General features: G+C 73.3%; 15 protein-coding genes. 3 read left to right on the top strand and 12 right to left on the bottom strand.

The features are described from left to right. Nucleotides 1–128: 128 nt before the first annotated feature. The 5 genes from nudC to ACFW47_RS08605 form a co-directional block, all read right to left on the bottom strand. Nucleotides 129–1073 (bottom strand): NAD(+) diphosphatase, encoded by a 945-nt coding sequence (gene nudC, locus ACFW47_RS08625; protein ID WP_386286677.1) that lies wholly within the window; start codon nucleotides 1071–1073, stop codon nucleotides 129–131. A gap of 157 nt (nucleotides 1074–1230) precedes the next feature. After that, entirely contained in the window at nucleotides 1231–2634 is a 1404-nt protein-coding gene (locus tag ACFW47_RS08620) for a dipeptidase (protein WP_386305226.1), read from the bottom strand. A gap of 10 nt (nucleotides 2635–2644) precedes the next feature. Then, the gene (locus tag ACFW47_RS08615) at nucleotides 2645–6139 is read right to left on the bottom strand and encodes a UvrD-helicase domain-containing protein (RefSeq protein WP_386305224.1); all 3495 of its coding nucleotides are present in this window, start codon (nucleotides 6137–6139) and stop codon (nucleotides 2645–2647) included. Between the two features lie 124 nt (nucleotides 6140–6263). Continuing rightward, the gene (locus ACFW47_RS08610; RefSeq protein WP_386305222.1) at nucleotides 6264–9941 is read right to left on the bottom strand and encodes an ATP-dependent helicase; all 3678 of its coding nucleotides are present in this window, start codon (nucleotides 9939–9941) and stop codon (nucleotides 6264–6266) included. Between the two features lie 320 nt (nucleotides 9942–10261). Next, a complete protein-coding gene (locus ACFW47_RS08605) occupies nucleotides 10262–10648 on the bottom strand; it encodes an MGMT family protein (RefSeq protein WP_386286669.1) in 387 nt (128 codons plus the stop codon). Between the two features lie 185 nt (nucleotides 10649–10833). Between ACFW47_RS08605 and ACFW47_RS08600 the strand changes: the two genes are divergently transcribed. The 3 genes from ACFW47_RS08600 (at nucleotide 10834) to ACFW47_RS08590 (ending at nucleotide 16990) form a co-directional block, all read left to right on the top strand. Further along, complete coding sequence (locus ACFW47_RS08600) at nucleotides 10834–13608, top strand: lysylphosphatidylglycerol synthase domain-containing protein (RefSeq protein WP_386286667.1); 2775 nt, start codon at nucleotides 10834–10836, stop codon at nucleotides 13606–13608. Nucleotides 13609–13720: 112 nt separating this feature from the next. Then, entirely contained in the window at nucleotides 13721–15286 is a 1566-nt protein-coding gene (locus tag ACFW47_RS08595) for an alpha/beta hydrolase (protein WP_386286665.1), read from the top strand. Nucleotides 15287–15448: 162 nt separating this feature from the next. Then, nucleotides 15449–16990 carry an alpha/beta hydrolase gene (locus tag ACFW47_RS08590; protein ID WP_386286663.1) on the top strand — a complete coding sequence of 514 codons (1542 nt, stop codon included), beginning with the start codon at nucleotides 15449–15451 and terminating at the stop codon, nucleotides 16988–16990. 86 nt (nucleotides 16991–17076) lie between these two features. Here ACFW47_RS08590 and moeZ read toward each other — a convergent pair whose 3' ends face one another. From moeZ to ACFW47_RS08555, 7 genes are all read right to left on the bottom strand, one after another. Then, nucleotides 17077–18255, bottom strand: a complete 1179-nt coding sequence (gene moeZ, locus ACFW47_RS08585) for an adenylyltransferase/sulfurtransferase MoeZ (RefSeq protein ID WP_073724405.1) — start codon at nucleotides 18253–18255, stop codon at nucleotides 17077–17079. 63 nt (nucleotides 18256–18318) lie between these two features. Beyond that, complete coding sequence (locus tag ACFW47_RS08580) at nucleotides 18319–19068, bottom strand: spherulation-specific family 4 protein (protein ID WP_386286661.1); 750 nt, start codon at nucleotides 19066–19068, stop codon at nucleotides 18319–18321. Further along, on the bottom strand, nucleotides 19056–20114 hold the full coding sequence (locus ACFW47_RS08575; RefSeq protein WP_386286659.1) for an NAD-dependent epimerase/dehydratase family protein: 1059 nt from the start codon (nucleotides 20112–20114) through the stop codon (nucleotides 19056–19058). The genes ACFW47_RS08580 and ACFW47_RS08575 overlap by 13 nt, the downstream gene beginning before the upstream one ends. Before the next feature lie 99 nt (nucleotides 20115–20213). Beyond that, nucleotides 20214–21371 (bottom strand): hypothetical protein, encoded by a 1158-nt coding sequence (locus ACFW47_RS08570; RefSeq protein ID WP_386286657.1) that lies wholly within the window; start codon nucleotides 21369–21371, stop codon nucleotides 20214–20216. Then, nucleotides 21368–23191 carry a DUF3492 domain-containing protein gene (locus tag ACFW47_RS08565; protein ID WP_386305221.1) on the bottom strand — a complete coding sequence of 608 codons (1824 nt, stop codon included), beginning with the start codon at nucleotides 23189–23191 and terminating at the stop codon, nucleotides 21368–21370. The genes ACFW47_RS08570 and ACFW47_RS08565 overlap by 4 nt, the downstream gene beginning before the upstream one ends. Before the next feature lie 222 nt (nucleotides 23192–23413). Beyond that, a complete protein-coding gene (locus ACFW47_RS08560) occupies nucleotides 23414–25021 on the bottom strand; it encodes a DUF3152 domain-containing protein (RefSeq protein ID WP_386305219.1) in 1608 nt (535 codons plus the stop codon). Nucleotides 25022–25029: 8 nt separating this feature from the next. After that, nucleotides 25030–26052: an alpha/beta fold hydrolase gene (locus ACFW47_RS08555; protein WP_386286651.1), complete on the bottom strand. Its 1023-nt coding sequence runs from the start codon at nucleotides 26050–26052 to the stop codon at nucleotides 25030–25032. Between the last annotated feature and the right edge of the window lie 44 nt (nucleotides 26053–26096).

Below are 26096 nucleotides of genomic sequence, written 5' to 3'. Positions count from 1 at the left end.
CGACCCCGCGGGGGGGGCCCCCCCGGCGCCCCCCCCCCCCCCGCCGCGGCCCCCCCCCCCCCCCCCCCCCCGGGGGGGGGGGGGCCCCCCCCCGGGGGGGGCCCCCCACCCCTCTGGTTTGTCTCGCCTCAGAAGGCGCCGCGCGTGGGCAGCGGCTTGCCGTACCAGAGCTCGATCAGGCGGGCCGCGATGGAGATGCCGTAGGGCGGGAGCACCTCGCCGGACTCGAAGGCGGCGCCCAGCTCGTCGCGGGAGAACCAGCGGGCCTCGTGGATCTCGTCCCCGTCGACGTTGATCTCGGTCGAGGTGGCGTGCGCCATGAAACCCAGCATCAGGCTGGACGGGAAGGGCCAGGGCTGGCTGGCGACGTACTCGACGGGACCGACGGTGACGCCGACCTCCTCCTGCACCTCGCGGCGTACCGACTGCTCGATGGACTCGCCGGGCTCCACGAACCCCGCGAGCGTCGAGAAGCGGCCCTCGGGCCAGTGGACCTGGCGGCCGAGCAGGATCCGGTCCTCGTCGTCCGTCACCGCCATGATCACCGCGGGGTCGGTGCGGGGGTAGTGCTCGGCCCCGCACGCCGGGCAGCGGCGGATGTGGCCGGCCGCGGCAATGACGGTGCGCTCTCCGCAGCGGGAGCAGAACCGGTGCAGGCGCTGCCAGTTCTCCAGGGCGACCGCGTGGGCCATCAGGCCGGCGTCGCGGGGCGACAGGAGCAGGCCGGCCTCCCGCAGCCCCGCCGGGCGGGCGGACTGGTCCATGCGGCCGGGCAGGGAGTCCTTCTGGAGGGCGAAGTAGCTGACGCCGTCGTCGTCGGTGCCCAGGAAATAGCGGTGTGCCTCGGTCAGCGGCGCCTCGAAGGACGGGGTCATGACGAGTTCGGTACGCCCGTCGGGCGTCTCGTCGATCAGGACCTGACCTCCGGAGACCACGAAACAGCGCGTCGAGGGGTGGCTCCACGCCGCCGCGAGCCAGGCCTCGTCGAGGCGGTGATGGGCGGCACGGTCGATGCCGCTCGGGGCGGTGAGCGAGATGGGACGGTCGGCGGTGTGGTCGGTCCAGGTGGTCACGGGTGCTTCCAACTCCCCCGGTGAGCGTTTCGGTTCGGCAGGCGGTTAGCAGGTTCGTGCGGCGGGTGGCGACCGGGGCCGGGAGGGCTCGGGCGACGCGGCGGCCTTTCCAGTGTGCCGGGCGCGGTGCCGGCCCGGTCCTGGGCCGAACTGCCGCTCATGGGGCGTGGCGCCAGTACTCCGCCAGGTCACCCCACAGGTGTGCGGCTGTTTCGACGCCCTTGAGCAGCAGGTCCAGCTCCACCTTCTCGTCGGGGGCGTGCCAGCCGTCGGACGGGACGGAGATGCCGAGGAAGAGCACCGGTGCGCCCAGCACCTCCTGGAGGTCGGCGGCCGGACCGGAGCCCCCCTCGCGGGTGAAGCGGACCGGTTTCCCGAAGGCCCGGCCCATGGCGCGGACGACCGACTGGAGCGCCGGGTGGTCCAGCGGGGTCAGGCACGGTCGGGTGGCCGAACCGAAGGTGATCTCGCAGCGGATCCCGGCGGGCACCTGCTCGGCGGCCCAGGCGCGGACGGCCTTCTCGACGTGGTCGGGGTCCTGACCCGCGACGAGCCGGAAGGACAGCTTCACCATGGCGGACGCCGAGATGATCGTCTTGCTGCCCGGGCCCTGGTAGCCGCCGCCGATGCCGTTGACCTCGGCGGTGGGGCGGGCCCAGACCCGCTCCAGGGTGGTGTACCCGGCCTCGCCCTGCGCCGCGCGGGACTTGGCCGTGCGAAGCCACTGCCCCTCGTCGAAGGGCAGCTCGGCGAAGAGGGCGCGCTCGTGCTCGGTGAGCTCGACCACACCGTCGTAAAAGCCCGGGATCGCCACGCGCCCGTGCTCGTCGTGCAGGGCGGCGACCAGGCGGGCGACGGCGGTGGCCGGGTTGGGGACGGCGCCGCCGAAGGAGCCTGAGTGGATGTCCTGATCTGGTCCGTGCAGCCGGATCTCGCACTCGGCCAGGCCGCGCATGCCGGTGCACACCGTGGGGGTGTCCTCGGACCACATGCCGGTGTCGGAGACGATGACCGCGTCGGCGCGGAGCCGGTCGGCACGCTCCTCGACCAGGGCGCGGAAGTGCGGGGAGCCGGACTCCTCCTCGCCCTCGATCAGCAGCTTGAGGTTGACCGCGGGGGCGGTGCGACCGGTGGCCGCCAGGTGGGCGCGGACGCCGAGTGTGTGGAAGAACACCTGCCCCTTGTCGTCGGCCGCCCCGCGCGCGTAGAGGCGGTTCCCGCGGACGACGGGTTCGAAGGGCTCGCTGTGCCAGCCGTCCTCCCGGGCCGCGGGCTGCACGTCGTGGTGGCCGTAGACGAGGACCGTCGGTGCCTGCGGGTCGCCGGAGGGCCATTCGGCGAAGACCGCCGGGGCTCCCGGTGTGGGCCACACCTCGGTGGTCGGGAAGCCGGTCTCCTTCAGTTTGGCGGCGAGCCAGTCGGCGCTGCGGCGCACATCGGTCGCGTGGTCGGGCTGGGCCGACACGGACGGGATGCGCAGCCACTCGACGAGGTCTTCGAGGAAGGCGGCGCGGTGGTGCTCGATGTACGTACGGACAGCGCTGTCCGGGGTGTCGCTCATGCTCACGAGCCTATCGGCCCGCGTCGGCACCCTGACCGTGCGGTTCGTCACCGACCGGGTCGGCCGTCAGCAGGTGCTCCAGTGCGGCCCGGTCCGGCAGCCCGGCCGGCCGCACCACCTCGCCCGTGCGCACGTACAGGAACACGGCGGTGACCGATTCCAGGGGTACGCACTGCTGCTCGGCCCAGGCGAGGCGGTAGAGCGCGAGCTGGAGCGGGTCGGCGGTCCCGGCCCGGCTCGTCTTCCAGTCGACGATCTCGTACGTGGCCGTCTCGCCGTCGCCCTCCTTGTACACGGCGTCGATGCGGCCGCGTACGACACGTCCCGCGAGCGAGAGCTGGAACGGCGCCTCCACGCGGTAGGGGATGCGGCGGGCGTACTCGGTGCGTTCGAAGGCGTCCTTCAGGAACTCCAGGTCGCGTTCGTCGGCGATCTCGGCATCGCTGCCCGGCAGCTCCTCCGGCTCGAGCAGGGGCAGCGTCAGCGGTTCGAAGCGTGCCTCGACCCAGGCGTGGAAGCGGGTGCCGCGGCGGGCGGCGGGCTGGGGCGGACGGGGCATGGGCCTGGCCAGCTCCTGTGCGAAGCCGTCCGGGTCGGCGGCCAGGCTCAGCAGTTGGGAGGCGGTCAGCGACGCCGGGAGCGGGACCTCGGTGACGCTTTCCCGGGCGCGCAGGAGCTCGCCGGTGAGGGCGTCGAGGTCGCGGTCCCAGGAGGCGACGGTGCGGGCTTCCTCCGGGGTGAGGCCGGCGGGGGCGGCGGGCCGGTCCGGAGGTGGCGCCTGGTGCGGGACGGCAGGGCGGGCCGGCGGCGCCGTGGGGGGTGGTGGTGTGGCGAGGCGGTCCGTGGTCCAGGAGTCCCAGTCGGCGGGGTCCTCCTCCGTCCAGCCGGGGTCGAGCGGATCGTCTTCGTCCAGGAGTGCTTCGGAGCCCGGGGGCGGCGGCCAGTCGGGATCGCCGCAGGTGTTCGGGGCGTGGATGGCGGCGGGGTGGTCGTCCTCTTGCGCGGCGAGGTCGTCCAGGTGGGCGAGGACCGTCTCGGCGGCGGCCCTGCGGCGGGCCAGGGCGTCGGCGTCGAGGGGCAGGGGCCAGGCGTGGTCGGCGGCGGCCCGGTGCAGGGCCGGGTTCTCCTCGTTCTCGGCGGGTTCGTCCGCCCACGCCTCGATCTCGCCGTGTCCGGCCGCGCAGTGCTCGTACAGGGCCATGAGGAAGTCGGACGGTCCGCGGCGCTTCTTCTGGCTGGGCCCCCACCAGTGGCCGGAGCCCAGCAGCAGGGAGCGGGGACGGGTGAAGGTGACGTACCCGAGGCGCAGCTCCTCGGTGTGCTGGTGTTCCTTCATGGCCTCGTGGAAGGCCTTCAGGCCCCGTGCGTCCCAGGATTCGACGTCGGGCAGGGTGTCGGCGTCACCGCGCAGGCCGTGCGGCAGCACCTTGCCCTGGGCGGTCCACTTCTCGCGGCCCTGGCCGCTGGGGAAGGTGCCGGTGACCAGGCCCGGTACGGCGACGACGTCCCACTCCAGGCCCTTGGACCTGTGCGCGGTGAGCACCTTGACGGTGTTCTCGCCGCCCGGCAGGGCGTTGTCGAGGCCCTTCTCGTACTGGGCGGCGGTGCGCAGGAAGCCCAGGAAGGCGAGCAGGGTGGCCTCACCGTCACTCGCGGCGAAGGACGCGGCTACGTCCAGGAAGTTGGACAGGGTTTCGCGGCGTCGGGCGGCAAGGGCGTGCGGGGACGCCGACAGCTCGACCTCCAGACCGGTGACGGCGAGTACGCGGTGCAGTACGTCCATGAGCGGGTCGGCGAGGGCTCGGCGCAGGTCGCGCAGTTCGGTGGCGAGCCGCGCGAACCGCACGCGCGCGTCGGGCGAGAACGGCAGGCCGTCGTCGTCCCCGCTGCCGTCCAGCGGCGTCTCCAGGAAGGTGTCGAGGGCGTCCGCGAGCGATATCACCTCGGACGGGTCGACGCCCTCGACGGCCGCGGCGAGCCGCCGGTCGGGGTCGTCGTCGCCGTCCACGCGCGCGTGGCTCACCAGGAGCCGGGCGCGGCGCCCCAGCAGGGCGAGGTCCCGTGGGCCGATGCGCCAGCGCGGGCCGGTGAGCAGGCGGACCAGGGAGGCGTTGGCGCCGGGGTCCTGGAGGACTTCGCAGACGGCGACCAGGTCGGCCACCTCGGGCAGGTGCAGCAGCCCGGACAGGCCCACGACCTCGACGGGGACGTCGCGGGTCACCAGGGCGCCCTGGATCTCGGCGAAGTCGGTCGCCGTACGGCACAGGACGGCGATCTCACCGGGCGCCGTGCCGGTGCGCACCAGGTGGGCGATGGAGTCGGCGATCCAGTCGATCTCCTCCGCGTGGGTGGGCAGCAGGGCGCAGCGGACCGTGCCGTCGCGTTCGGCGCCGGGGGCGGGGCGCAGGGCTTCCACGCCCGCGTGCATGGCGCGCAGGGGCTCGGCCAGACCGTTGGCGAGGTCGAGGAGTCGTCCGCCGCTGCGGCGGTTCTCACTGAGCGCCTGCCGGGCGGCGGGGCGGCCGTCGGCGTGCGTGAAGTGCTCGGGGAAGTCGTCGAGGTTGGCGACGGAGGCGCCGCGCCAGCCGTAGATCGCCTGGCAGGGGTCGCCCACGGCGGTCACCGGGTGTCCGGTGCCGGCGCCGAACAGACCGGCCAGCAGCATGCGCTGGGCCACCGAGGTGTCCTGGTACTCGTCGAGCAGTACGACCCGGAACTCGTCGCGCAGGAGGCGGCCCACTTCCGGGAGCCCGGCCAGCTGTGCGGACAGGGCGATCTGGTCGCCGAAGTCGAGCAGGTCCCGTTCGCGCTTGGCGGCGCGGTAGCGGGTCACCAGGTCGGCGAGTTCGCGGCGCGCGGCGGCGGCCTCCGGGACCTTGCGCAGGTCGGCGTTGGTGAGCTTGACGCTCTGGAGGGAGCCGAGGAGACCTGCGTCCCAGGTGCGCAGTGCCTCGGGCGCGACGAGGTGCTCGGAGAGTTCCGCGTCGAGGGCGAGGAGGTCCGCGACCAGGTCGGGGAAGGAGCGGGTGAGCGCCGGATAAGGGCCCGGCGCTTCGCGCAGGACCCGCGCGGCGAGCTGGTAGCGGGTGGCGTCGGCGAGCAGCCGGGAGGTCGGCTCCAGTCCGAGGCGCAGTCCGTGGTCGGTCAGGAGACGCCCCGCGAAGGCGTGGTACGTCGAGATCTCCGGTTCGCCGGGCGGATCGTCCGGGTCGATCACGTCCGGGTCGGTGACCCCGGCCCTGATGAGCGCGGTGCGCACGCGTTCGGCGAGTTCACCGGCCGCCTTGTTGGTGAAGGTGAGGCCGAGCACCTGCTCCGGGGCGACCTGGCCGGTGCCGACCAGCCACACCACGCGTGCGGCCATCACCGTGGTCTTGCCCGACCCGGCGCCGGCCACGATCACCTGCGGGGCGGGCGGCGCGATGATGCAGGCCGTCTGCTCCGGGGTGAAGGGGATGCCGAGGAGCTCCTTGAGCTGCTCGGGATCGGTGAGATGGGCGGGCACGTCCAAGAGGCTAGCCGCGGGCACTGACACCGGGTGCGCGAGCGCCGACGGAGTCACGGGGAAGCGCAGGTCAGCAGGCGTGGTGCGACTTGTCACACCGGTCTCGGGCGTGGGCTGCGGCAGCTCACTCCACGACGTGGCGCCCCTCCGGCCGCGCGCTGCACGACGCGCGGAAGGCGCAGTGCGTGCAGTGCTGCCCCGCGGTCGGGGTGAACCGTTCGTCGAGGACCTTGCCCGCGGCCGTGGCCAGCAGGTCCCCGACCCACTCGCCGTCCGGTCCCTCCAGGGACTCCTGCGCCTGCACCTTGGGCAGGGTCTCCCCGCCGTCCCGCTTGGGCGCACCCTGGCGCAGCTGGACGAGTTCGGCCCCGCCAGGTGCGGGACGGGTGCCGTCGAAGGCCTCGTCGACGGCACCCTCGCGGACGGCGAGCTGGTAGACGGCGAGCTGGGGGTGGTGGGCGACCTCGGCGGAGGTCGGAGCCTGTTTGCCGGTCTTGAAGTCGACGACATAGGCGCGGCCGTCGCCGTCGGTCTCCACGCGGTCCATCTGGCCGCGGATGCGCACCTCGTAGTCGCCCGCCTCCAGGGTCACGTCGAAGTCGTGCTCGCTGGCGACCGGCGTGCGTCCGGCGCGGTCCATCACGTGCCACTTCAGGAAGCGTTCGAGCGCCACGCGCGCGTTGGCCTTCTCCTGCGCCGACTTCCACGGCGCGTCGAAGGCGAGCGCGTTCCACACGGAGTCCAGGCGCTCCATGAGGACGGCGAGGTCGGCCGGGGTGTGCCCGGAGGCCACCTCGTCGGCGAGGACGTGCACCACGTTGCCGAAACCCTGTGCCGCGGTCGCGGGAGCGTCGGCCTTCACCTCCCGGCCCAGGAACCACTGCAGCGCGCAGGTGTTGGCCAGCTGGTCCAGGGCGCTGCCGGAGAGCGTGACGGGCTTGTCGCGGTCGCGCAGCGGGACCTTGCTCTCCGTCGGGTCCCACATGCCCCACCAGCGGTAGGGGTGGGCGGACGGCACCAGGGGGCGGCCGTCCTCGTCGGCGAGGGCGGCGAGGCGGGCCAGACGGCGTGCCGCGGCCTGCCTCAGCGGTTCGGAGACGCGAGGGTCGACCGTGGTGGCGCGCAGCTCGGCGACGAGCGCCGCGACGGCGAGGGGGCGGCGGGGGCGGCCCGTGACGTCGACGGGTTCGACGCCGAGTTCGGTCAGGAACCGGGAGGGCTGGTCGCCGTCGTCGGCCGGTGCCTTGACGGCGGTCACGACGAGCCGTTCCTTCGCGCGCGTGGCGGCCACGTAGAACAGGCGGCGTTCCTCGGCGAGCAGCGCGCCGGGCGTCAGCGGTTCGGCGAGGCCGTCGCGGCCGATGCGGTCGGCCTCCAGCAGGGAGCCGCGGCGACGCAGGTCCGGCCACAGCCCCTCCTGGACGCCCGCGACGACGACCAGCCGCCACTCCAGTCCTTTCGCGCGGTGGGCGGTCATCAGGCGGACGGCGTCGGGGCGGACGGCACGCCGGGTGAGGGTGTCGGCGGCGATGTCCTCGGCGTCGATCTCCTCCAGGAAGTTCAGGGCGCCCCTGCCACCGGTGCGTTCCTCCGCGCGGGCCGCCGTCGCGAAGAGCGCGCACACCGCGTCGAGGTCGCGGTCGGCGTTGCGGCCGGCGGCGCCGCCACGCCGGGCGGAGCGCTCCAGGCGGGTGGGCCACGGAGTCCCCTCCCACAAATCCCACAGCGCCTCCTCGGCGCTGCCGCCACCCGCCAGACGCTCGCGGGCCGTGCGGAGCAGCGCGCCGAGGCGCTGGGCACCCCGCGCGTACGCGGGGTCGTGCACGGCCAGCCGTTCGGGCTCGGCCAGCGCCCGTGCGAGGAGTTCGTCCGAGGGCGGCGGCAGTGGGTTGCCGGCGGCACGCTCCTCCTCGCGCAGGGCGCGGCCGAGGCGGCGCAGGTCGGCGGCGTCCATCCCGGCGAGGGGAGAGGTGAGCAGGGTGAGGGCGGTATCGGTGGGCAGCCAGCACGGTTCCTCCGCGCGGTGGTCGGGTTCACCGCGCGTGGCGGCCGCCGCGGTGTCCGCGTCACCGTCAGGCACGGCCTCGGCCGCTGTGTCGGTGTCCGTCTCCGCTCCGGGCCCGGGCGCGGCTTCCGTCGCCTCGGTCTCCGGCACGGCGTCCACGGCCGCGTCGGGCTCGGGTCCGGTCTGCGCCACGGCTCCGCCGCCGGGTACGCGCCCCGGTTCGGCCGCGTCCTGGGGGCCGACCGCGCCCCGTACGTCCCCGGCCTCGTCGCCGCCTTCCTCGGGCGCGGGACCCCCGGCGTGACCGGCGCCACCGCTCGATGTCGTGACCGCCGCCCCGTCGGCTCCCCCGCCCGGCGTCGCGTCCCCCGCCTCGTCGACGCCCACCCGGGTCCTTCCTCCCGTCTCCGCCTCCGCCACGGCCCGCAGGGCCGTCAGCAGGGGCGCCACCGCCGGTTCGTGCCGCAGGGGGAGGTCGTCGCCGTCGATGTCCAGGGGTACGCCGGCCGCGGTGAGGGCACGCCGCACCGTGGGGATGGTGCGGGCGCCGGCGCGCACGAGGACGGCCATCTCGCCCCAGGGGACGCCGTCCTCCAAGTGGGCCCGCCGCAGGATGTCGGCGACGTTGTCCAGTTCCGTGCCGGACGTCGGGTACGTGTACGCCTCGACGCGCCCGCCGTCCCGGACAGGAGCGAGTTCCCGGTGGGCGCGCACCTTGCCGGCGGGGAGACGGGTCAGCGGCATGCGCTGGGTCAGCAGCCGGGTCGCGGCCAGCAGGGCGGCCCCGGAGCGGCGTGAGGTCCGCAGCACCTCGACCGGCGCCGGGCGGCCGTCCGCACGCGGGAAGGCGGCCGGGAAGTCGAGGATGCCGTTCACGTCCGCGCCCCGGAAGGCGTAGATCGACTGGTCGGGGTCACCGAAGGCGACGAGGGTGCGTCCACCACCGGCCAGGGCCTGCAGCAGCCGTACCTGGGCCGGGTCGGTGTCCTGGTACTCGTCGACGTACACGGCGTCGTACTGGGCGGCCAGCCGCGCGGCGACCTCGGGGCGGCGCGCGAGGAGCACCGCGCGGTGGACGAGTTCGGCGTAGTCGACCACGCCCTGCAGGTCGAGCACGTCGAGGTACTCGGCGAGGAAGACGGCGGCGGCCCCCCAGTCGGGGCGGCCGATGCGCCCTGCGAACGCCTTCAGCGCCTGCGGGCCGAGGCCCAGCTCGCGGGTGCGGGCGAGCACCGCGCGGACCTCGTCGGCGAAGCCGCGGGTCGTCAGGCAGGCCCGCAGTTCGTCGGGCCAGCGCACGTGGGCCAGGCCGGCCCGTTCCAGGTCCACCTGCCCGGCGAGCAGCTCGCGCACGGTCACGTCCTGCTCCGGGCCGGACAGCAGCCGCAGCGGCTCCACGAACAGGTCGCTGTCCTGGTGGGCGCGGACCAGGGCGTAACCGAAGGAGTGGAAGGTGGTCGCCCTGGGAGCCCGTGCGGCGCCGATGCGCAGTGCCATCCGGTCCCGCAGCTCGACGGCCGCCTTGCGGCTGAAGGTCAGCACCAGGATCCGCTCGGGGTCGCCGCCGCGGGCGATCCGGTCCGCCACGGACTCCACCAGAGTGGTGGTCTTCCCGGTGCCCGGACCCGCGAGCACGAGCAGCGGCCCGCTCCGGTGGTCAACCACGGAGCGCTGGGCGGCGTCCAGACGAGGGGGGTCCATGCGCGTCGGCGGGGTACGCACCAGTCGGTAAGCGCCACGGCTCCCCCGTCGCACCTGGGGGTGCGACGGGTGACGGGTGGAGGAAGAGGAGCTCACGTGGTTCGCCGGTCCTGGTGGGTGTGCTGATGGACTGCCCGCGCCGCGGGCGCGGCGGTGGCCGCGGGACGAGGGGGACGCGTGCGGCAGACGCTACGCCGACGAGTGAGGCGGAAGCAGCGCTTCCGCTCCTTCCCTCGGGCCCCTCAACCACCCCGGGACCGCCAGGTCCCGCGGGTCACTCTTGCCCGTCGGCTCACTCTGGGCGCGCGTGTCCCCCGCCCCACGAACGTACGCCATGCCATCGACATGCCCGAAGTGCCCCGTTTCCCTCATACGGATCACAGGTCACACGCCGACGGGTCCGATGGCGGAAGCTTTCAAGTGTGACCCTGCGCGCGTTCGCCGCCGTCCCATCGCGCCCGCCTCAGGTCGAGGCGCGGCACATGGCCCTCCGCGGCTCTGCTCGCCTCCTTCAGGGGCGTGCCCTCCTCCCGGTAGCGGTCGAGGGCCTCCAGCTCCTGCCCCGCGAGCAGAACGCCGTCCGCGCGGACGACGCGCCACCACGGCACGCCTCCGCCGTAGAGGGACATCACCCGGCCGACCTGCCGGGGGCCGCCCTCCTCCAGGTACTCGGCGACGTCCCCGTACGTCATGACGCGGCCCGGCGGGATCATCTCGGTCACCTCGAGGACCCGCTCGGCGTACTCGGGCAGCGCGTCCGCGTACGCCGGGCGGGCGTCGTCCGCAAAGTTCTGCTCGCTCATCCGTCCCATCCTGCCCCACCGCACCGACAACGGGACGCCGTCCCGACGGTGCGCGTCCCTCGCCCGCGAGCGGCGCTTCCGGCAGACTGTGCGGCCCGCACGGACACCCTGATGCCTGCCGGGGCCGACGCGGCATGCCACCATCGTGCGGTCGGTGACCAGTGATACGAGAGCAAGAAGAGGCGATGAAACAGCAGGGTGTGCACCCCGAGGACGCCGAGGGCACCTCTGACTCTTCGTCGCGTCCGGATGACTCCTCGTCGCACCCGGACGCCCCGGTCCGGGGCCGGTCGGCGACGGCAGCCGACCCCGACGACGTGGCCCACATCGACGAGGTGGAGGGCGACGAACCGCTGCTCCCCGCGCGCGTGCACCGTCCTTCCGACCTGATGCGGCTCCTGGTGGGTGTGCTCGCCGTCGCCGTACTGCTGGCCGTCGCCGCCTTCGCGCACGGCACCACCTCGGGTCTCGAACAGGACATCAACAAGGGCACCGGACAGGCACCCGACCTGCTGATCAAGATCGCGGGACTGGCCTCCAGCATCGCGATCCTCCTGGTACCGGTCGCGTTCGCGATCGAGCGGCTGATCAAGCGGGACGGGCTGCGGATCGCCGACGGTGTGCTGGCGGCGGTCCTCGCGCACGGGGTGACGCTCGCCACGGACCTGTGGGTCGCCAAGGCGGCTCCGGGCTCCATCCAGGAGGCGCTCACCCAGCCGTCGCCGGGCGACATCCACGCGCTGACCGACCCCGTGCACGGCTACCTGGCGCCAGTCATCGCGTACATGACGGCCGTCGGCATGTCACGCAGACCCCGGTGGCGCGCGGTGCTGTGGATCGTGCTCCTCCTGGACGCCTTCTCCATGCTCGTCACGGGCTACACGACACCGTTCTCGATCATCCTCACCGTCCTCATCGGCTGGACCGTCGCCTACGGCACGCTGTACTCGGTCGGCTCCCCCAACGTCCGCCCCACCGGCCGGACGCTGATGGCGGGTCTGCGGACCGTCGGCTTCCACCCCGTGACCGCCGCCCGCGAGGAAGTGGCGTCGGACACCGCGGAGACCGGTGACCGCGGACGGCGCTACTTCGTCACCCTGGAGGACGGCCGGCCCCTGGACGTGACGGTGGTGGACCGGGAGCAGCAGGCCCAGGGCTTCTTCTACCGCGCGTGGCGCAATCTCACGCTGCGCGGCTTCGCCACCCGCAGCAGCCTCCCGTCGCTGCGCCAGGCACTGGAGCAGGAAGCGCTGCTCGCCTACGCGGCGATCGCGGCCGGTGCCAACGCGCCCAAGCTGATCGCGACCTCCGAGCTGGGGCCCGACGCGGTGATGCTCGTCTACGAGCACACCGGCGGGCGCACTCTCGACTCGCTGCCCGACGAGGAGATCACCGACGGCCTGCTGCGCGGCGCCTGGGAACAGGTACGAGCCCTGCAGTCCCGCCGTATCGCGCACCGCAGGCTGGTGGGCGACGCCATCCTGGTGGATCGTTCCGGCACGGTCATCCTCACCGACCTGCGCATCGGCGAGATCGCCGCCGGTGACCTGCTGCTGCGCATGGACGTCTCCCAGCTCCTGGTGACGCTCGGCCTGCGGGTGGGCGCCGAACGCGCGGTCGCCTCGGCGGTGGCCGTGCTCGGCCCCGACGCCGTGGCGGACTGCCTGCCGATGCTCCAGCCCATCGCGCTCAGCCGCTCCACCCGCGCGACCCTGCGCAGGCTCGGCCGGGAGCGCGCCCAGCGCGAACGTGAGGCCGTCCTGGAGTCGTCCCGGCAGGCGAAGCTCGCCCGCGCGGAGGCGGCCGACGGCGACGACGCGCACCGGGTGCACGAGCAGCCCGGTGGCCCCGCCAAGTCCGCCAAACCCGAGAAGTCCGAGAAGAAGGCCGCGCGTGCCGAGCAGCGGGCGGAGAAGCGGGCCGTGGACGAGGCGCTGGAGGAGGCACGCGAGGAGGACCTGCTCACGCAGATCCGGCACGCCGTACTGCGCATCCGGCCGCAGGCCCCCGTCGAGCCGGCCCGGCTGGAGCGGGTGCGGCCACGCACGCTGATCAGCTTCATCGCCGGGGCCATCGGTGCCTACTTCCTGCTGACGCAGCTCACGCACATCGAGTTCGGTCCGCTGATCGCGAACGCCCAGTGGGGCTGGGTCGCGGCGGCCGTGCTGTTCTCGGCGGCGAGCTACATCGCGGCGGCCATGGCGCTGCTGGGCTTCGTACCCGAGCGGGTGCCGTTCCTGCGGACCGTGGCCGCGCAGGTCGCCGGGTCGTTCGTGAAGATCGTCGCGCCCGCGGCGGTCGGCGGTGTCGCGCTGAACACCCGGTTCCTGCAGCGCGCGGGTGTGCGGCCCGGGCTCGCGGTGGCGAGTGTCGGCGCGTCACAGCTGTTCGGCCTGGGCTGCCACATCCTGATGCTGCTGGCCTTCGGCTATCTGACCGGCACCGAGAAGACCCCGTCGCTGACGCCTTCCCGGACGGTCATCGCGGGTCTGCTGACGGTGGCGGTGCTCGTGCTCGTGGTGACCTCCGTGCCGTTCCTGCGGAAATTCGTCGTCACGCGCGTGCGGTCGCTTTTCGCGGGCGTCGTGCCGCGCATGCTGGACGTGCTGCAGCGGCCGCAGAAGCTGATCACCGGCATCGGCGGCATGCTGCTGCTCACCGCCTGCTTCGTGATGTGCCTGGACGCCTCCATCCGGGCCTTCGGCGACGAGTCGGCGTCGATCAGCCTGGTGAGCGTCGCGGTCGTCTTCCTGGCGGGCAACGCACTGGGGTCCGCGGCACCGACGCCCGGCGGTGTGGGCGCGGTGGAGGCGACGCTGACGGTCGGCCTGATCGCCATGGGCCTGCCCAAGGAGGTCGCCGCACCCGCCGTACTGCTGTACCGGCTGCTCACGCTGTGGCTGCCGGTGCTCCCGGGCTGGCTGTTCTTCAACCACCTGACACGGAAAGAGGCGCTGTAGTGCCCCGGTGAGCGCTCCGTGCGCGGCACACGGCAGGCTCCGGTGAGCGTGGGCCTCCCTCTTACGGCTCGTGCCCCGAGCGTGCGGCCCCGCGCGCCCGCACGATGGACGCATGCCGAATCCTTCCCGGCTGCGCGCCGCCGCCCTGGCCTCCGCCGCCTCCGTGGTCATGTGCACCGCCCTCCTGTCCGGCTGCAGCGACGACTCCGGGAGCGGCTCCGATGAAAGCGACGGCCTGGCGGCCCAGAAGCTCGACTGGAAGGACTGTCCGGCCCCTTCCGAGGCCGAGGGCGGCGGTGCCGCGCCCTCCCCGCTGCCGGACGGGACCGAGTGGCAGTGCGCCACCATGAAGGCGCCGCTCGACTGGGACGACCCCCGGGGCGACACGATCGGCCTCGCGCTGATCCGGGCCGAGTCCAGTGGCCCTGCCGACCGGCGGATCGGTTCCCTCGTCTTCAACTTCGGCGGCCCGGGCGGCTCGGGCGTCACCACGCTGCCCGCCTTCGGCCAGGACTACGCGAAGCTGCGCACCCGCTACGACCTGGTCAGCTTCGACCCGCGCGGCGTCGGCCGCAGCGCCCCCGTGGAATGCCTGAACGACAAGCAGCTCGACGCCTACTTCCAGCAGGACGCCACCCCTGACGACGCCGCCGAGCGCCGGGAACTGGTGGACAGCACGGAGGACTTCAACGCCGCCTGCGAGAAGAACTCCAAGAGGGTGCTGCCGCACGTGGCCACGACCGACGCGGCCCGCGACATGGACCTGATGCGCCAGGTCCTCGGCGACGACAAGCTGCACTACTTCGGCATCTCCTACGGCACCGAACTCGGCGGCGTCTACGCCCACCTGTTCCCGAAGCACGTGGGGCGCGCCGTCTTCGACGCGGTCGTCGACCCGACGCAGACTCCGGAGCAGGGCTCGCTGGGGCAGGCCGAGGGCTTCCAGCTCGCCCTCGACAACTTCGCCGACGACTGCGTCTCGAAGACCGAGGAATGCCCCGTCGGGGACAGCGCCCAGGACGTCAAGGACCGCATCGCCCGGCTGTTGGAGGACCTCGACAGCAAGCCGATCCCCGGCATCTTCCCCCGCGAACTCACCCAGACCGCCGCGACCGGTGGCATCGCGCAGTCGCTCTACTCGAAGGACTTCTGGGAGTACCTCACCGAGGGCCTGGTGCAGGCGTACGACGGTGACGGCACGATCCTCATGGCCCTGTCGGACTCGCTGAACGGGCGCAACGAGAACGGCGAGTACAGCAACATCACTGCCGCCAACGTCGCCATCAACTGCGCCGACGACAAGCCGCGGTACGACCCCGCGTACGTGGAGAGCAAACTGCCCGAGTTCCGGAAGGCCTCGCCGGTGTTCGGCGACTACCTCGCCTGGTCCATGCTCAGCTGCACCGACTGGCCGGTGCCCGGCGCCGCCGACCACCCCGACGTCAGCGCGCCCGGTGCGGCTCCGATCCTGGTGATCGGCAACACCGGCGATCCAGCGACTCCCTACCAGGGTGCCGGGAGAATGGTGGAGGCACTGGGCAAGGGCGTCGGCGTGGAACTGACCTACAAGGGCCAGGGACACGGTGCCTACGACAGCAAGAACAAGTGCGTGCAGGACGCTGTCCACGGCTACCTGCTGGACGGCGAGGTCCCGGCCGCCGGCACGGTCTGCTCCTGACCTCGCCCCACCCAGGAGTCCGCACCCGAGGACCGACAAAGTCGACCGAACTCGCAGGTCAGAGAGTTATCCACAGGGTGCGGAAGGCTCAGCGCACTCCGCCTACCATGGCATGACCGCCATCCGCCGCACGGCGCGGACGGCTCGCGAGGGGGGAGAGCGATGACGCGTCTCGTACGATGGACGGCTCTGACGGCCGCCGCGGCACTGCTGACGGCGGGCTGCAGCGGCGGCTCGTCCGGAAAGGACGAGGGCGACGGAGGAACGGGCGGCCCCCGGCCTTCGGCGGCGGCGCCGTCAGGAGTGCCCGAGTCGCTGGCCTCCCAGGAACTCGACTGGGGCCGTTGCAAGGGCACCGCGGACTCCCCCGCCCCTGACGGCGACTGGCAGTGCGCCACGCTCAAGGCGCCGCTGGACTGGGCCGAGCCGGACGGCGACACGATCGACCTGGCGTTGATCCGGGCGAAGGCCACCGGCGGCGAGCGCATCGGCTCCCTGCTGTTCAACTTCGGAGGGCCCGGCGGCTCGGGCGTCTCCATGATGCCGTCCTACGCCGACACCGTCTCCTCCCTGCACGAACGGTACGACCTGGTGAGCTGGGACCCGCGCGGGGTGGCCGCCAGCGAGGGCATCCGCTGCCGCGGCGACGAAGCGATCGAGGACGCCGAGTCGGTGGACTCCACACCCGACACCACCGCCGAGGAACAGGCGTATCTGAAGGACGCCGCCGACTTCGGCAAGGGCTGCCAGAAGGCCGCCGGCGAACTGATGTCACACGTGTCGACCACGGACACCGCCCGCGACATGGACCTGATGCGGCATGTCCTGGGCGACGCGAAGACGCACTACTTCGGCATCTCCTACGGCACCGAACTCGGCGGCGTCTACGCCCACCTGTTCCCGAAGCGCGTGGGTCGCATGACCCTCGACGCGGTCGTGGACCCGACCGCCGACACGATCGGCCACGCCGAGAACCAGGCCCGGGGCTTCCAGCGGGCCCTGGACGACTACCTGGAGTCCACCGGGCAGGACCCGAAGCAGGGGTCGCGGGAGATCGCCGACCTGCTGGAGCGGCTCGACACCGAGCCGCTGCCGACGTCGTCGCCGGGACGCGAGCTGACGCAGAGCCTCGCCCTCACGGGCATCGTGCTCCCCCTCTACAGCAAGTCCGGCTGGCCGACCCTGACCAGTGCCCTGGCGGCTGCCGAGGAGGGCGACGGCTCGGAACTGCTGGCCCTCGCCGACGGATACAACGAGCGCGACCCGTCGGGGCACTACGGCACGACGACCCACTCGCAGCGGGTCATATCGTGCCTGGACGACAAGCAGCGGCCGACCCTGGAGGAGACGAAGAAGCTGCTGCCGGAGTTCGAGAAGATCTCCCCCGTCTTCGGGACCTTCCTCGGCTGGGACACGGCGGGCTGGTGCCACGACTGGCCGGTGCCCGGTCAGCACGAAACCCCGGAAGTGAGCGCGCCCGGTGCCGCTCCGGTCCTGGTGGTCGGCAACACCGGCGACCCGGCCACTCCCTACGAGGGTGCCCGCAGGATGGCGGACGAGCTGGGCGAGGACGTGGGTGTGGTGCTCACCTGGAAGGGCGAGGGGCACGGGGCGTACGGGAGCGGGAGCGACTGCGTCGACTCCGCCGTGGACGCCTACCTGCTGAAGGGCACGGTGCCGGAGGACGGCAAGGTCTGCTCGTGACGACGGCGGGGGCTCCGGGCACCTGCGGTGCTCGGAACCCCCGCCGTACGGGAGGCGTGACCGTTGCCCGGCCTGCCGGGGTCCGGTCAGTAGACGGGCTTCTCGGGCTCGATCTGGTTGACCCAGCCGATCACGCCGCCGCCGACGTGGACGGCGTCGGAGAAGCCGGCGGACTTGAGGACCGCGAGAACTTCCGCACTGCGGACACCCGTCTTGCAGTTCAAGACGATCTTCTTGTCCTGCGGGAGGCTCTCCAGGGCGGAGCCCATGAGGAACTCGTTCTTGGGGATCAGCCGGGCGCCCGGGATGGAGACGATCTCGAACTCGTTCGGCTCGCGGACGTCGATGAGCTCGATGCTCTCGCCGTCGTCGATCCACTCCTTGAGCTGCTTGGGAGTGATCGTGGAGTCGGCGGCCGCCGCCTGGGCCTCTTCGGAGACGACGCCGCAGAAGGCCTCGTAGTCGATGAGCTCGGTGACGGTCGGGTTCTCGCCGCAGACCGCGCAGTCGGGGTCCTTGCGGACCTTGACCTGGCGGTACTGCATCTCCAGGGCGTCGTAGATCATCAGGCGGCCGACCAGCGGCTCCCCGATGCCCGCGAGGAGCTTGATCGCCTCGTTCGTCTGGATGGAGCCGATGGACGCGCAGAGCACGCCCAGGACGCCGCCCTCGGCGCAGGAGGGGACCATGCCGGGGGGCGGGGGCTCCGGGTAGAGGCAGCGGTAGCAGGGGCCGTGCTCGGACCAGAAGACGGAGGCCTGGCCGTCGAAGCGGTAGATCGAGCCCCAGACGTAGGGCTTGTTGAGCAGCACGCAGGCGTCGTTGACCAGGTAGCGGGTCGCGAAGTTGTCCGTGCCGTCGACGATCAGGTCGTACTGGGCGAAGATGTCCATCACGTTGTCGGCCTCGAGCCGCTCCTGGTGAAGGATCACGTCCACGTACGGGTTGATGCCCTTGATCGTGTCGCGGGCGGACTCGGCCTTGGGACGGCCGATGTCGGCCTGGCTGTGGATGACCTGACGCTGCAGGTTGGACTCGTCGACCTCGTCGAACTCGATGATGCCGAGCGTGCCGACACCGGCTGCCGCCAGGTACATCAGGGTCGGCGAGCCGAGGCCGCCCGCGCCCACGGCGAGCACCTTCGCGTTCTTCAGCCGCTTCTGCCCGTCCATCCCCACGTCGGGGATGATCAGGTGGCGGGAGTACCTGCGGACCTCGTCTACGGTGAGCTCGGCGGCCGGCTCGACCAGGGGTGGCAGCGACACGGGGACTCCGTTTGTCGGTCAGTAATTACGGTTGTTCTCCTCGCAACACTGCCACGGCCTTTTTCATTCCGAGACACCCGTCCCGACACGCGAGACGATGTCGTCCCAGTAGCCGGGCATCGTCTCCCAGGGATCCACTCGGCCGCCCCGGTCGGTGCGGTCGGTGAAGTAGATCGTCGCGGCGCCCTGCCAGCGGGCGATGCGCAGCGCTTCCTCCAGGTGTCCGCGGGGCACTCCGTGGACGAAGTGGCAGAAGCGCTCGGGCGGGTAGTCGGCGCTCCACTCGGCCGCCTGCGACCAGCGGTAGTCGCTCCAGGCGCCCGAGAAGGTCACCAGTTGGTCGGCGTTCTCCGCATAGCCGGGGTAGGGGTGGGTGCCGTGGCCGAGGACGATGTGGGCGCCGTCACGGATCACCCGCAGGGTGCTGATCGTGCGGCGGATTTCGGAGAGCGCGGCCCGTTCGGAGGGGCAGCGGTCGAGGAGGAAGCCGTCGACCCGGTACCAGTCCAGGTGGCGGTGCGCGTCGGAGATCAGCTCGCCGAAGCCCCGGGTTCCGTACGCGGCGTCGAGGTGGCCGAGGACGCGGACCCCCGCGTTGCGCAGCCGGCCGGCGGCCTCCAGGCAGTGCGGGTCGGGGTGCGCGCCGGGGCCGTCGGCGACATTGAGCACGACCCAGTGCAGGGGCGTACCGGGCCAGGCCAGGTCCGCCCACTCGCCGGGGGCGACGAGGGGGTGGGCCAGCCCCGGAATGCCGAGGCCGGTACGGACGTCGGTGCTCGCGGCGCCCGCTGCGGTGCTGGTCAGATACGGCATGCCGCCTCCATCCAGATGTCGGCGAGGGACTCTTCGAGGGCGATCCTGGGCCGCCAGCCGAGCCGGTCGCGTGCGGTGCGCACATCGGCCTGCTGCCAGCTGCCGCAGCCGTCCGGGTAGGGGTAGGCCACCGGGGCCGCGTGCTCGGCGTCGGCGCGCTCGCCGCGGTGCCCGAGGGGCTCGGGGCGGTGATGGCCGAGGGCGTCGGCGCGGTGGTGGCCGAGGGCGTCGACACGGTGGCCGGCGGATTCGGTGCGCGGGTGGCCGATGACCGGCCGGAGCCCGCCGGGCGGGCTGTCGAGTTCGTGCAGGGCGCCGCCGTAGCCGGCCACGCGGGCGAGGGTCGCGGCGGCGTCGCGCAGGCGTACGGCACGGCCCGAACCGATGTTGATGACGCCCTGCGCCGCGGAGAGCGAGGCGGCGTGCACGGCGCGGGCGACGTCGCGGACGTCGATGAAGTCCCGCTGCGCACCGAGGCCGCCGAGCCTCAGCTCGCCGTCGCCGGACTGCATCGCGCGGCGCATGGCCTCGGCGAGGCGGCCCAGCGGGGAGCCCGCGGGTGTGCCGGGGCCGGCGGGTGAGAAGACGCGAAGGACGACGGCGTCCAGGCCGGAGCCGAGGACGAGTTCGGTGGCGGCGAGTTTGCTGACGCCGTAGGGGCCGCCGGGGCGGGGCACGGCGTCCTCCGCGGTGGAGGAGCCGGGCTGGCTGGGCCCGTACTCGGCGCTGCAGCCGACCTGCACCAGCCGGGCGCCGCAGCCGCTGCGGCGCAGGGCCTCGCAGACGGTGGCGACGGCGACGGTGTTGTGCCGGGTGAGGTCACGGGCGCCGCCCCGGGTGGTGCCCGCGCAGTTGACGACGACACCTGGGTGGACGGCGTCGAGGAAACGGGTGAGGGCACCGGGGCTGCCGCTGGCGAGGTCGAAACGGACGTCGGCGTCGTCGCCGCGGCCCAGCGCGGTGAGCTGGACGGCCGGGTCGGCGAGCAGGCGTTCGGCGACGAAGCGGCCGATGTAGCCGTTGGCTCCGATCAGCAGGACTCTCATCGGGCGGCTCCCGGTGCCGAGGCGTCGGGTCGGGAGGTGGTCATCTGGGGGCTCCTTCAGGGGGTGGTGCGGACGTGTGGGGGGTGTCCGGGGGCGTGGTCAGCACGGGTGCTCCCGCGCCGCGTGAGCGGATGCCTTGGTCAGGCGGCGGGTCGCGTGGACCAGGAGGATCAGGGCTCCGGTGCCGCAGGCCGCCGTCGGGACGACGGCCGGGCCGCAGGCGGCGACCAGTGCCTCCACGGGGGTGGCCAGGAAGCCGCAGCCGGGGAGGCGGGCGGCGAAGACCGTGGCCAACGCCCCCGCCTCCGCCACGGCCGCGGCGGTGAGAATCAGCGCGGGGGCGTGCGTGTGGCCGTGCACGGTGAGCAGGCGGGCGAGCAGGAGGAGGGCACCGAGGGTGAGCACCTGCGGGTGGGCGGCGGGTTCCCTCAGTACCGCGCCGGTCAGCGCCGCCAGCGCTGTGAGCGCGGCCATGAACAGGGCGAACGTGCCGAGCAGCAGGGGGCGTACGGAGGCGGAGAAGTCCGCCAGGCCCCGGCTGGCCGTCAGCTTGCGACGGGCGCGCACCGCGAAGAGGCGGGCGCACCCGGCAGCGGGCGCACAGGCCAGGGCGAGGGCCAGCACGGGGGCCGCGGTGACGGGCCACGGTCCGTCGGCGGTCCCGTCGGGCAGGTGGTCCGGGCCGCCGGAGAGAGCGGCGCGGAGCAGGCCGTCGCCGAGGACCAAGTAGCCGACGAGCCACCAGGTCCAGGTACCGGAGGTCCGCGTGCCGGCGCTCAACGGCCCTCGGCGCAGTACCGCGCGCAGGGCGAGGGCCACCGCGAGCGCCCCGACGGTGACCGCGACCAGGCGTGGCCGGCCGTCGGTGAGGCGCAGGGCGGCCACGGCGGCGGCGCACAGGGCGCCGGGCAGCACGGCGAACGCGATCCAGACGAGCGGTGCCCGGGGGGCCGGCTGGTCCGCGGGGCGCGGGGGCGTGTCGGCGTCGCGCGGGACGCGGGCGTACATCTCCTCCGCGAGGGAGAAGACGTCCCGGTGACGGAAGCGTGCGGCGGTCCGGTCGGTGACGCCGTACGCCTCCAGCCCGGCCGCGATCTCCAGCGGGTCCACGGCGCGTGCGCACAGCTCGCGGTGGCGGTGCATCAGGGCCTTCACCGGGTCCGCAGCGACGCGGCGAGCGGCGGACGGCGAACGCGTGCCGGCCTTCTCCGGCCCGGCAGCGGCCCGGTCGCGGTCCAGTTCGTGGAGGCCGCTCATCGGACCCCCTCGACCGTCGGCACCGGAACCGCAGCCCGGCTTCCCCCGGTCGCCGACGGCGAAGTCCCGGCTCCGCGCGTGGCGTCCGTGTCCGGGGTCCGGGTCGTGGCCCGGACGGGAGTGTCCGTCGCCCAGGCCGGGCCGCCTCGGGCCACGGCACGGGTCGTGGTGTCCGTCCAGCGGCCGGGAACGTGCGCCTCGGCGGGTACGGAGAACGGAAGGGGCTCACCGGTGTCGTCGAGGACGACGCGGCGCGCGGGTGTACGCGAGAGGATGTCAAGGTAAATGCCTTGAAATGCCGCGATGTTCTGCTCGACGGTGAACAGTTCCAGCGCGCGGGCGCGCGCGGCGGCGCCCAGGCGCGCACGGCGCTCGGGATCACGCAGCAGGGCGACGCACGCCTCGGCGAGCGCCCGGGGGTTGCGCGGAGGCACGATGAGTCCGGTGCCGCCGATGGCCTCCACCACCGCGCCGACGTCCGTGGACACCGTCGCCCGGCCACAGAACATGGCCTCGACCAGGCCCGCCGGGAACCCCTCGACGACGCTGGAGAGGACCACCAGGGCCCCCGAGGCGTACGCGTCGGCGCGGGAGGGGAGTTCCGGCCCCCCGATCTCCTCGAAGGACACCGGGTTGCTGCCGACGGCGTGCGGTCCGTCGGCCTCGTCGGGGAAGAGCTGCGCGGCCAGGCCCTTGCAGTGGGCGAGGTAGGCCGCACCCTCGGCCCCGGAGGGGCCGCCCACGATCCTGAGGCGGGCCTTGGGCTCGTCCTTGCGGATTTCCGCGAAGGCGTGCAGCAGTGAGACGAGGTCCTTGGCCGGCTCGACCCGTCCGACCCAGACCAGGGTCTGCGGATCGGCGCTTTCCGGGGACTCCCCCGCCTCGGCGAAGGGGGTCGCGTCCATGCCCGGGTGGACCGTGCGGAGCTTGGCGCGGTCGGCTCCGCAGCGCTCCTGCCAGCGTCGGGCATGCGTGTTGCCGGGCGTGATCAGGGCCGCGCGCCGGTAGGTCTCGGCGGCCAGCCGGCCGTGGAAGGCGGCCAGCAGGGACCGTATGGAGGGCGAGGAGTCGGGTTCTGCGAGGTAGTGCGCCCGCAGCCGCACCCCGTACTCGGTCACCAGCAGGGGCACCCCGCAGAAGTGCCGGGCGAGCAGGCCCGGCAGGGCGGCGGTGCCGCCGGAAGCCGCGTGGCACAGATCGACGGCGCCCAGTCCGTCGTCCTCGTACCAGTCGAGCGACAGGGGGCGCAGGGCGCGTTCGAGGCGCGCGACGACGGTGAGCAGATCGGGAACGCGCGCCTCGCGCGCGGAGCGGTGGGCGCCGGGCGCGCGACAGGCGCTTTCCAGGGCGCGTACGGCGGTCTCCGAGCGCAGTGCGCGGGGCAGCCCGCCCTCGTCGCGGGCGAGTTCGGCGAGGCCGTACAACGCGTTGGCGAAACGGTCCGCCTCATGGGCGAACCGGTCGTGGATGCCCGTGCCGTCCGCTCGCGACGCCGCAGTACCGGCCCGACCGGAGGCTTCTTCGGGGACGGTCGCGCAGAGGATCGCGGCCAGCTCGCCGTAGTACTCGGCAAAGCGCCGGCGCGTGCGCCGTCCGTACACGACCCCGTCGTCCTCGGCGTCCCACAGCGACGCGGTACGCACCCGGCCGACCTGTGGCGGCAGCGGAACCCAGCCCTCGGCCTCCTGGCGCTCACTGCGGGTGAGCGCGTAGACGTCGAACTCGTGCTGCTCGAGCCCGCGCACGAGCCGGTCGCACCAGAGTCCGGGCTCACCGTTCACATACGGATAGCCACCCTCCGTAAGCAGTCCGATGCGCACGCGCGCACCCCCGATCTCCCGTTTGGGGAGCCGCCGTTGGCCCGGCGGCTCGCAGCGGGACGAACGTATGCGGACAAGGCGGTGGCGCGATGGACGGTTGTCCATCGCGCCACCAAAAGGGGTGAACGGTCGTAACTTTCCCGTGCGGAATGCGTTCGGTCGCGCTAAGGGATCAAGCGGTCACGAAACGTGACGCGATGGCCGCACCTCACCGGTCGCCGGTCAACTGTTCGGGTAGGCCCAAGGGTTGGGTCGGCAGTCGATTCCGTCGTGGTCGATGAACTTCGTCTGCTGCTGCATGACGGGGGCGAGTTCACCGTCCTTGTCGCAGGTGACGTGGTTGTGGCCGATGCGGTGGCCGACCTCGTGGTTGATCAGCATCTGCCGGTAGCCGTGGATGTCGTCGCCGTACGGCTCGGCGCCCTGCGCCCACCGGTAGGCGTTGATCATCACGCGCTTGGTGGCGGCCGAATCGCAGGACACGTTGTCCACGGTCGTGTCCAGGCCGGACTTGGCGCACCACTCGGCGGTGGTGCCTGGACTGGCCAGCGTGATCACGAATTCGGGGTCGCCGGAGTAGATGCGCGTGAAGGTGTGGGCGCCGTTGTGGGCCCAGCTGCGGTCGTCGTTGAGCGTCTTGTGGATGGCCTCGGCGAAGAGTTCGCCGTCGAGACCCAGCCCGCGCTCCACGTCCACGCGATAGGTGTGCCGCTTCCCCTTCTCCGGACCCTGGGCGATGCCGGCGATGGCCTCGAACTCCCCGGAGCCCTTGAGCGTGGCGTCGAGCGGGTAGGTCTTGCCCATCTTCTGCTCGTACGTCAGCGGCTTCGCGGACTCGGGCGCGGAGGGCGTCGGCCGGTCGTCGTCCCGCGACGCCGAGTCGTGGGCGCCGCGGGCCTGATCGGTGGCGGACTGCGACCGCACACCCTCGCCGTCCGAGCCGTCGGCGACCTGTCCGGCCACGACGACCGCCAGCACGGTGGTGACGGCGGCCGCGGCGATACCGGTGAAGGTCCTGCCCTTGCTGCCCTTGGCCGTGGCGGGTTCGCCCGTGGGCGGCGGGTCGTCGGCGTGGGCATCGGCGTCGGGGCCCGGGCCGCCGGGTCCGTCGCCGGCGCTCCAGTCAGTGGCGGAGGCGTAGGGGCCGGCAGGCTGCGCGGGGACGGGGGTACGACGCTGGGCACGGGGCGCGAAGACGTCGCCGTCGCCGTCGAAGGCGTCCAGGTATTCCTGCCGCGGCCCGCCCGGCGGAGCCTGCCGCTGTCGCGGGAAGGGCGCGCCGGGCCCGCCGGGAGGCCCCGGGCGCGTGCGCGCGCCGCCGGGCGGCGCCGTCGGTGTGCCGTACCCGGCGCCGGCACCGGTCGGCCCGCTCAAATCGCCCCAGCCACCACCGGCTTCACGCTGCTCGGGGTGCCCACCCCGAACCCGCGGCACGCCGTGCCCGGGCGTCCCGTCGGGAAACCTGGGCACACCGCGCGCGGGCGTGCCGTCCGAGACCCGAGGAGAGCCATGCGCGGGCGTCCCTTCCGTGTCCCGCGGAAAGCCCCGCCCCGGCGCCTCACCGGAGACAGAAGGGAACCCGTGCGCCGGAATACCCTCCCCCGACCTCGGTCCCGCGTAATCCTGACGCCCGCCGTCGCCCTCCCAGAGGCCGCCCGGTGCTCCAGGAGAAGCGGTGCCGGGGGCTCCGCTCACCGGTGGCCGGGTCTGGCCCCCGGCCGGAGGACCGGCTGCCCGGCGCCGGCCCAGCAGGCCGGACCGGCTCTCCCCCGCGGGGGTGTCCGTGCCGACGGGTTTGGGGGCGGGTCCGCGTCGGCTGTGGCGTCCCACGTCGCGCCTCAGCCTCCTGTGCTCTGGTCGGCGGTCTCGTCCTCGACGACCCCGTCGGTCCGCTCGTCGGCCGCCGGCTCCCCGGTGTCCGCGAGGAGTTCGCGGAACGCGGTGGCAACCGTCTCCGGATACTCCATCATCGCCACGTGACCCGCGTCCGGCAGGGTGAGCAGCCGGGAGTCACGGAAGGCACGGGCGGCCCGCTGGGCCATGCGGTAGCTGACGAGTTGGTCCCGTCCACCGTAGACCAGGAGCGTGGGTGCGAGAACCCGTTCGGCCTGTCGCCACAGCGCGTGCTGACCGCCCAGCGTGTACGCGTTGACGATGCCACGCGCGGAGCGCGCCATCGCGTCCCAGAAGTACGGCAGTTGCAGCCGCCGCTCCATCTCCTCGACGGCGTTGCGGAAGCCCTCCTCGCTCACCCTCCCGGGGTCGCCGTAGCAGAGCGCCGTCACACCGCGCACCCGCTGCTCCGCGGTCCACTCCCGGGTGAGCCGGGTGAAGAGTGCCGCCACCCCCGGCACCGCCAGGAGTCCCGTCGGCACGACGCTGCGCTGCACGCGGATCTCCGGCAGCGCGGGCGACACGAGGGTCAGCGTCCGCACCAGGTCGGGCCGCACCGCGGCGACACGGGTGACGACGGCGCCGCCGAGCGAGTTGCCGACGAGGTGCACGGGACCTCGCCCGGATGCGTCGAGGTAGCGGATGACCGCGCGCGCGTGCCCCGTGATCGAGTAGTCGCCGTCGTCCGGTGGCGGGGAGTCGCCGAAGCCCGGCAGATCGACGGCCTCGTTGTCGACGACGCCGTCCAGCAGCGGCATCAGCGCCGACCAGTTCTGCGAAGAGCCGCCGAGGCCGTGGACGTGGAGGGCCGGTGGCAGGCCCGCGCGCGCGGGCGGGCGCGAGCGCACCGTCAGGGTGATGCCGGGCAGGTGGACCGACCTGAGACGCTCACCGTCCGCGACCTTGACGGCCGCGACCTTCGGCAGCACGTTGGCGGGCGAGGCGGACGGCGGCTCGGTCGAAGACATACGGCAATATTACGAGACGATCACGCAGTAGATCGTGTGTTCGC

The organism is Streptomyces sp. NPDC058796, assembly GCF_042745235.1.
GTDB lineage: Bacteria > Actinomycetota > Actinomycetes > Streptomycetales > Streptomycetaceae > Streptomyces.
The sequence above is the reverse complement of the archived record's forward strand: the minus strand, read 5'-3'. Positions and strand labels throughout refer to the sequence as shown.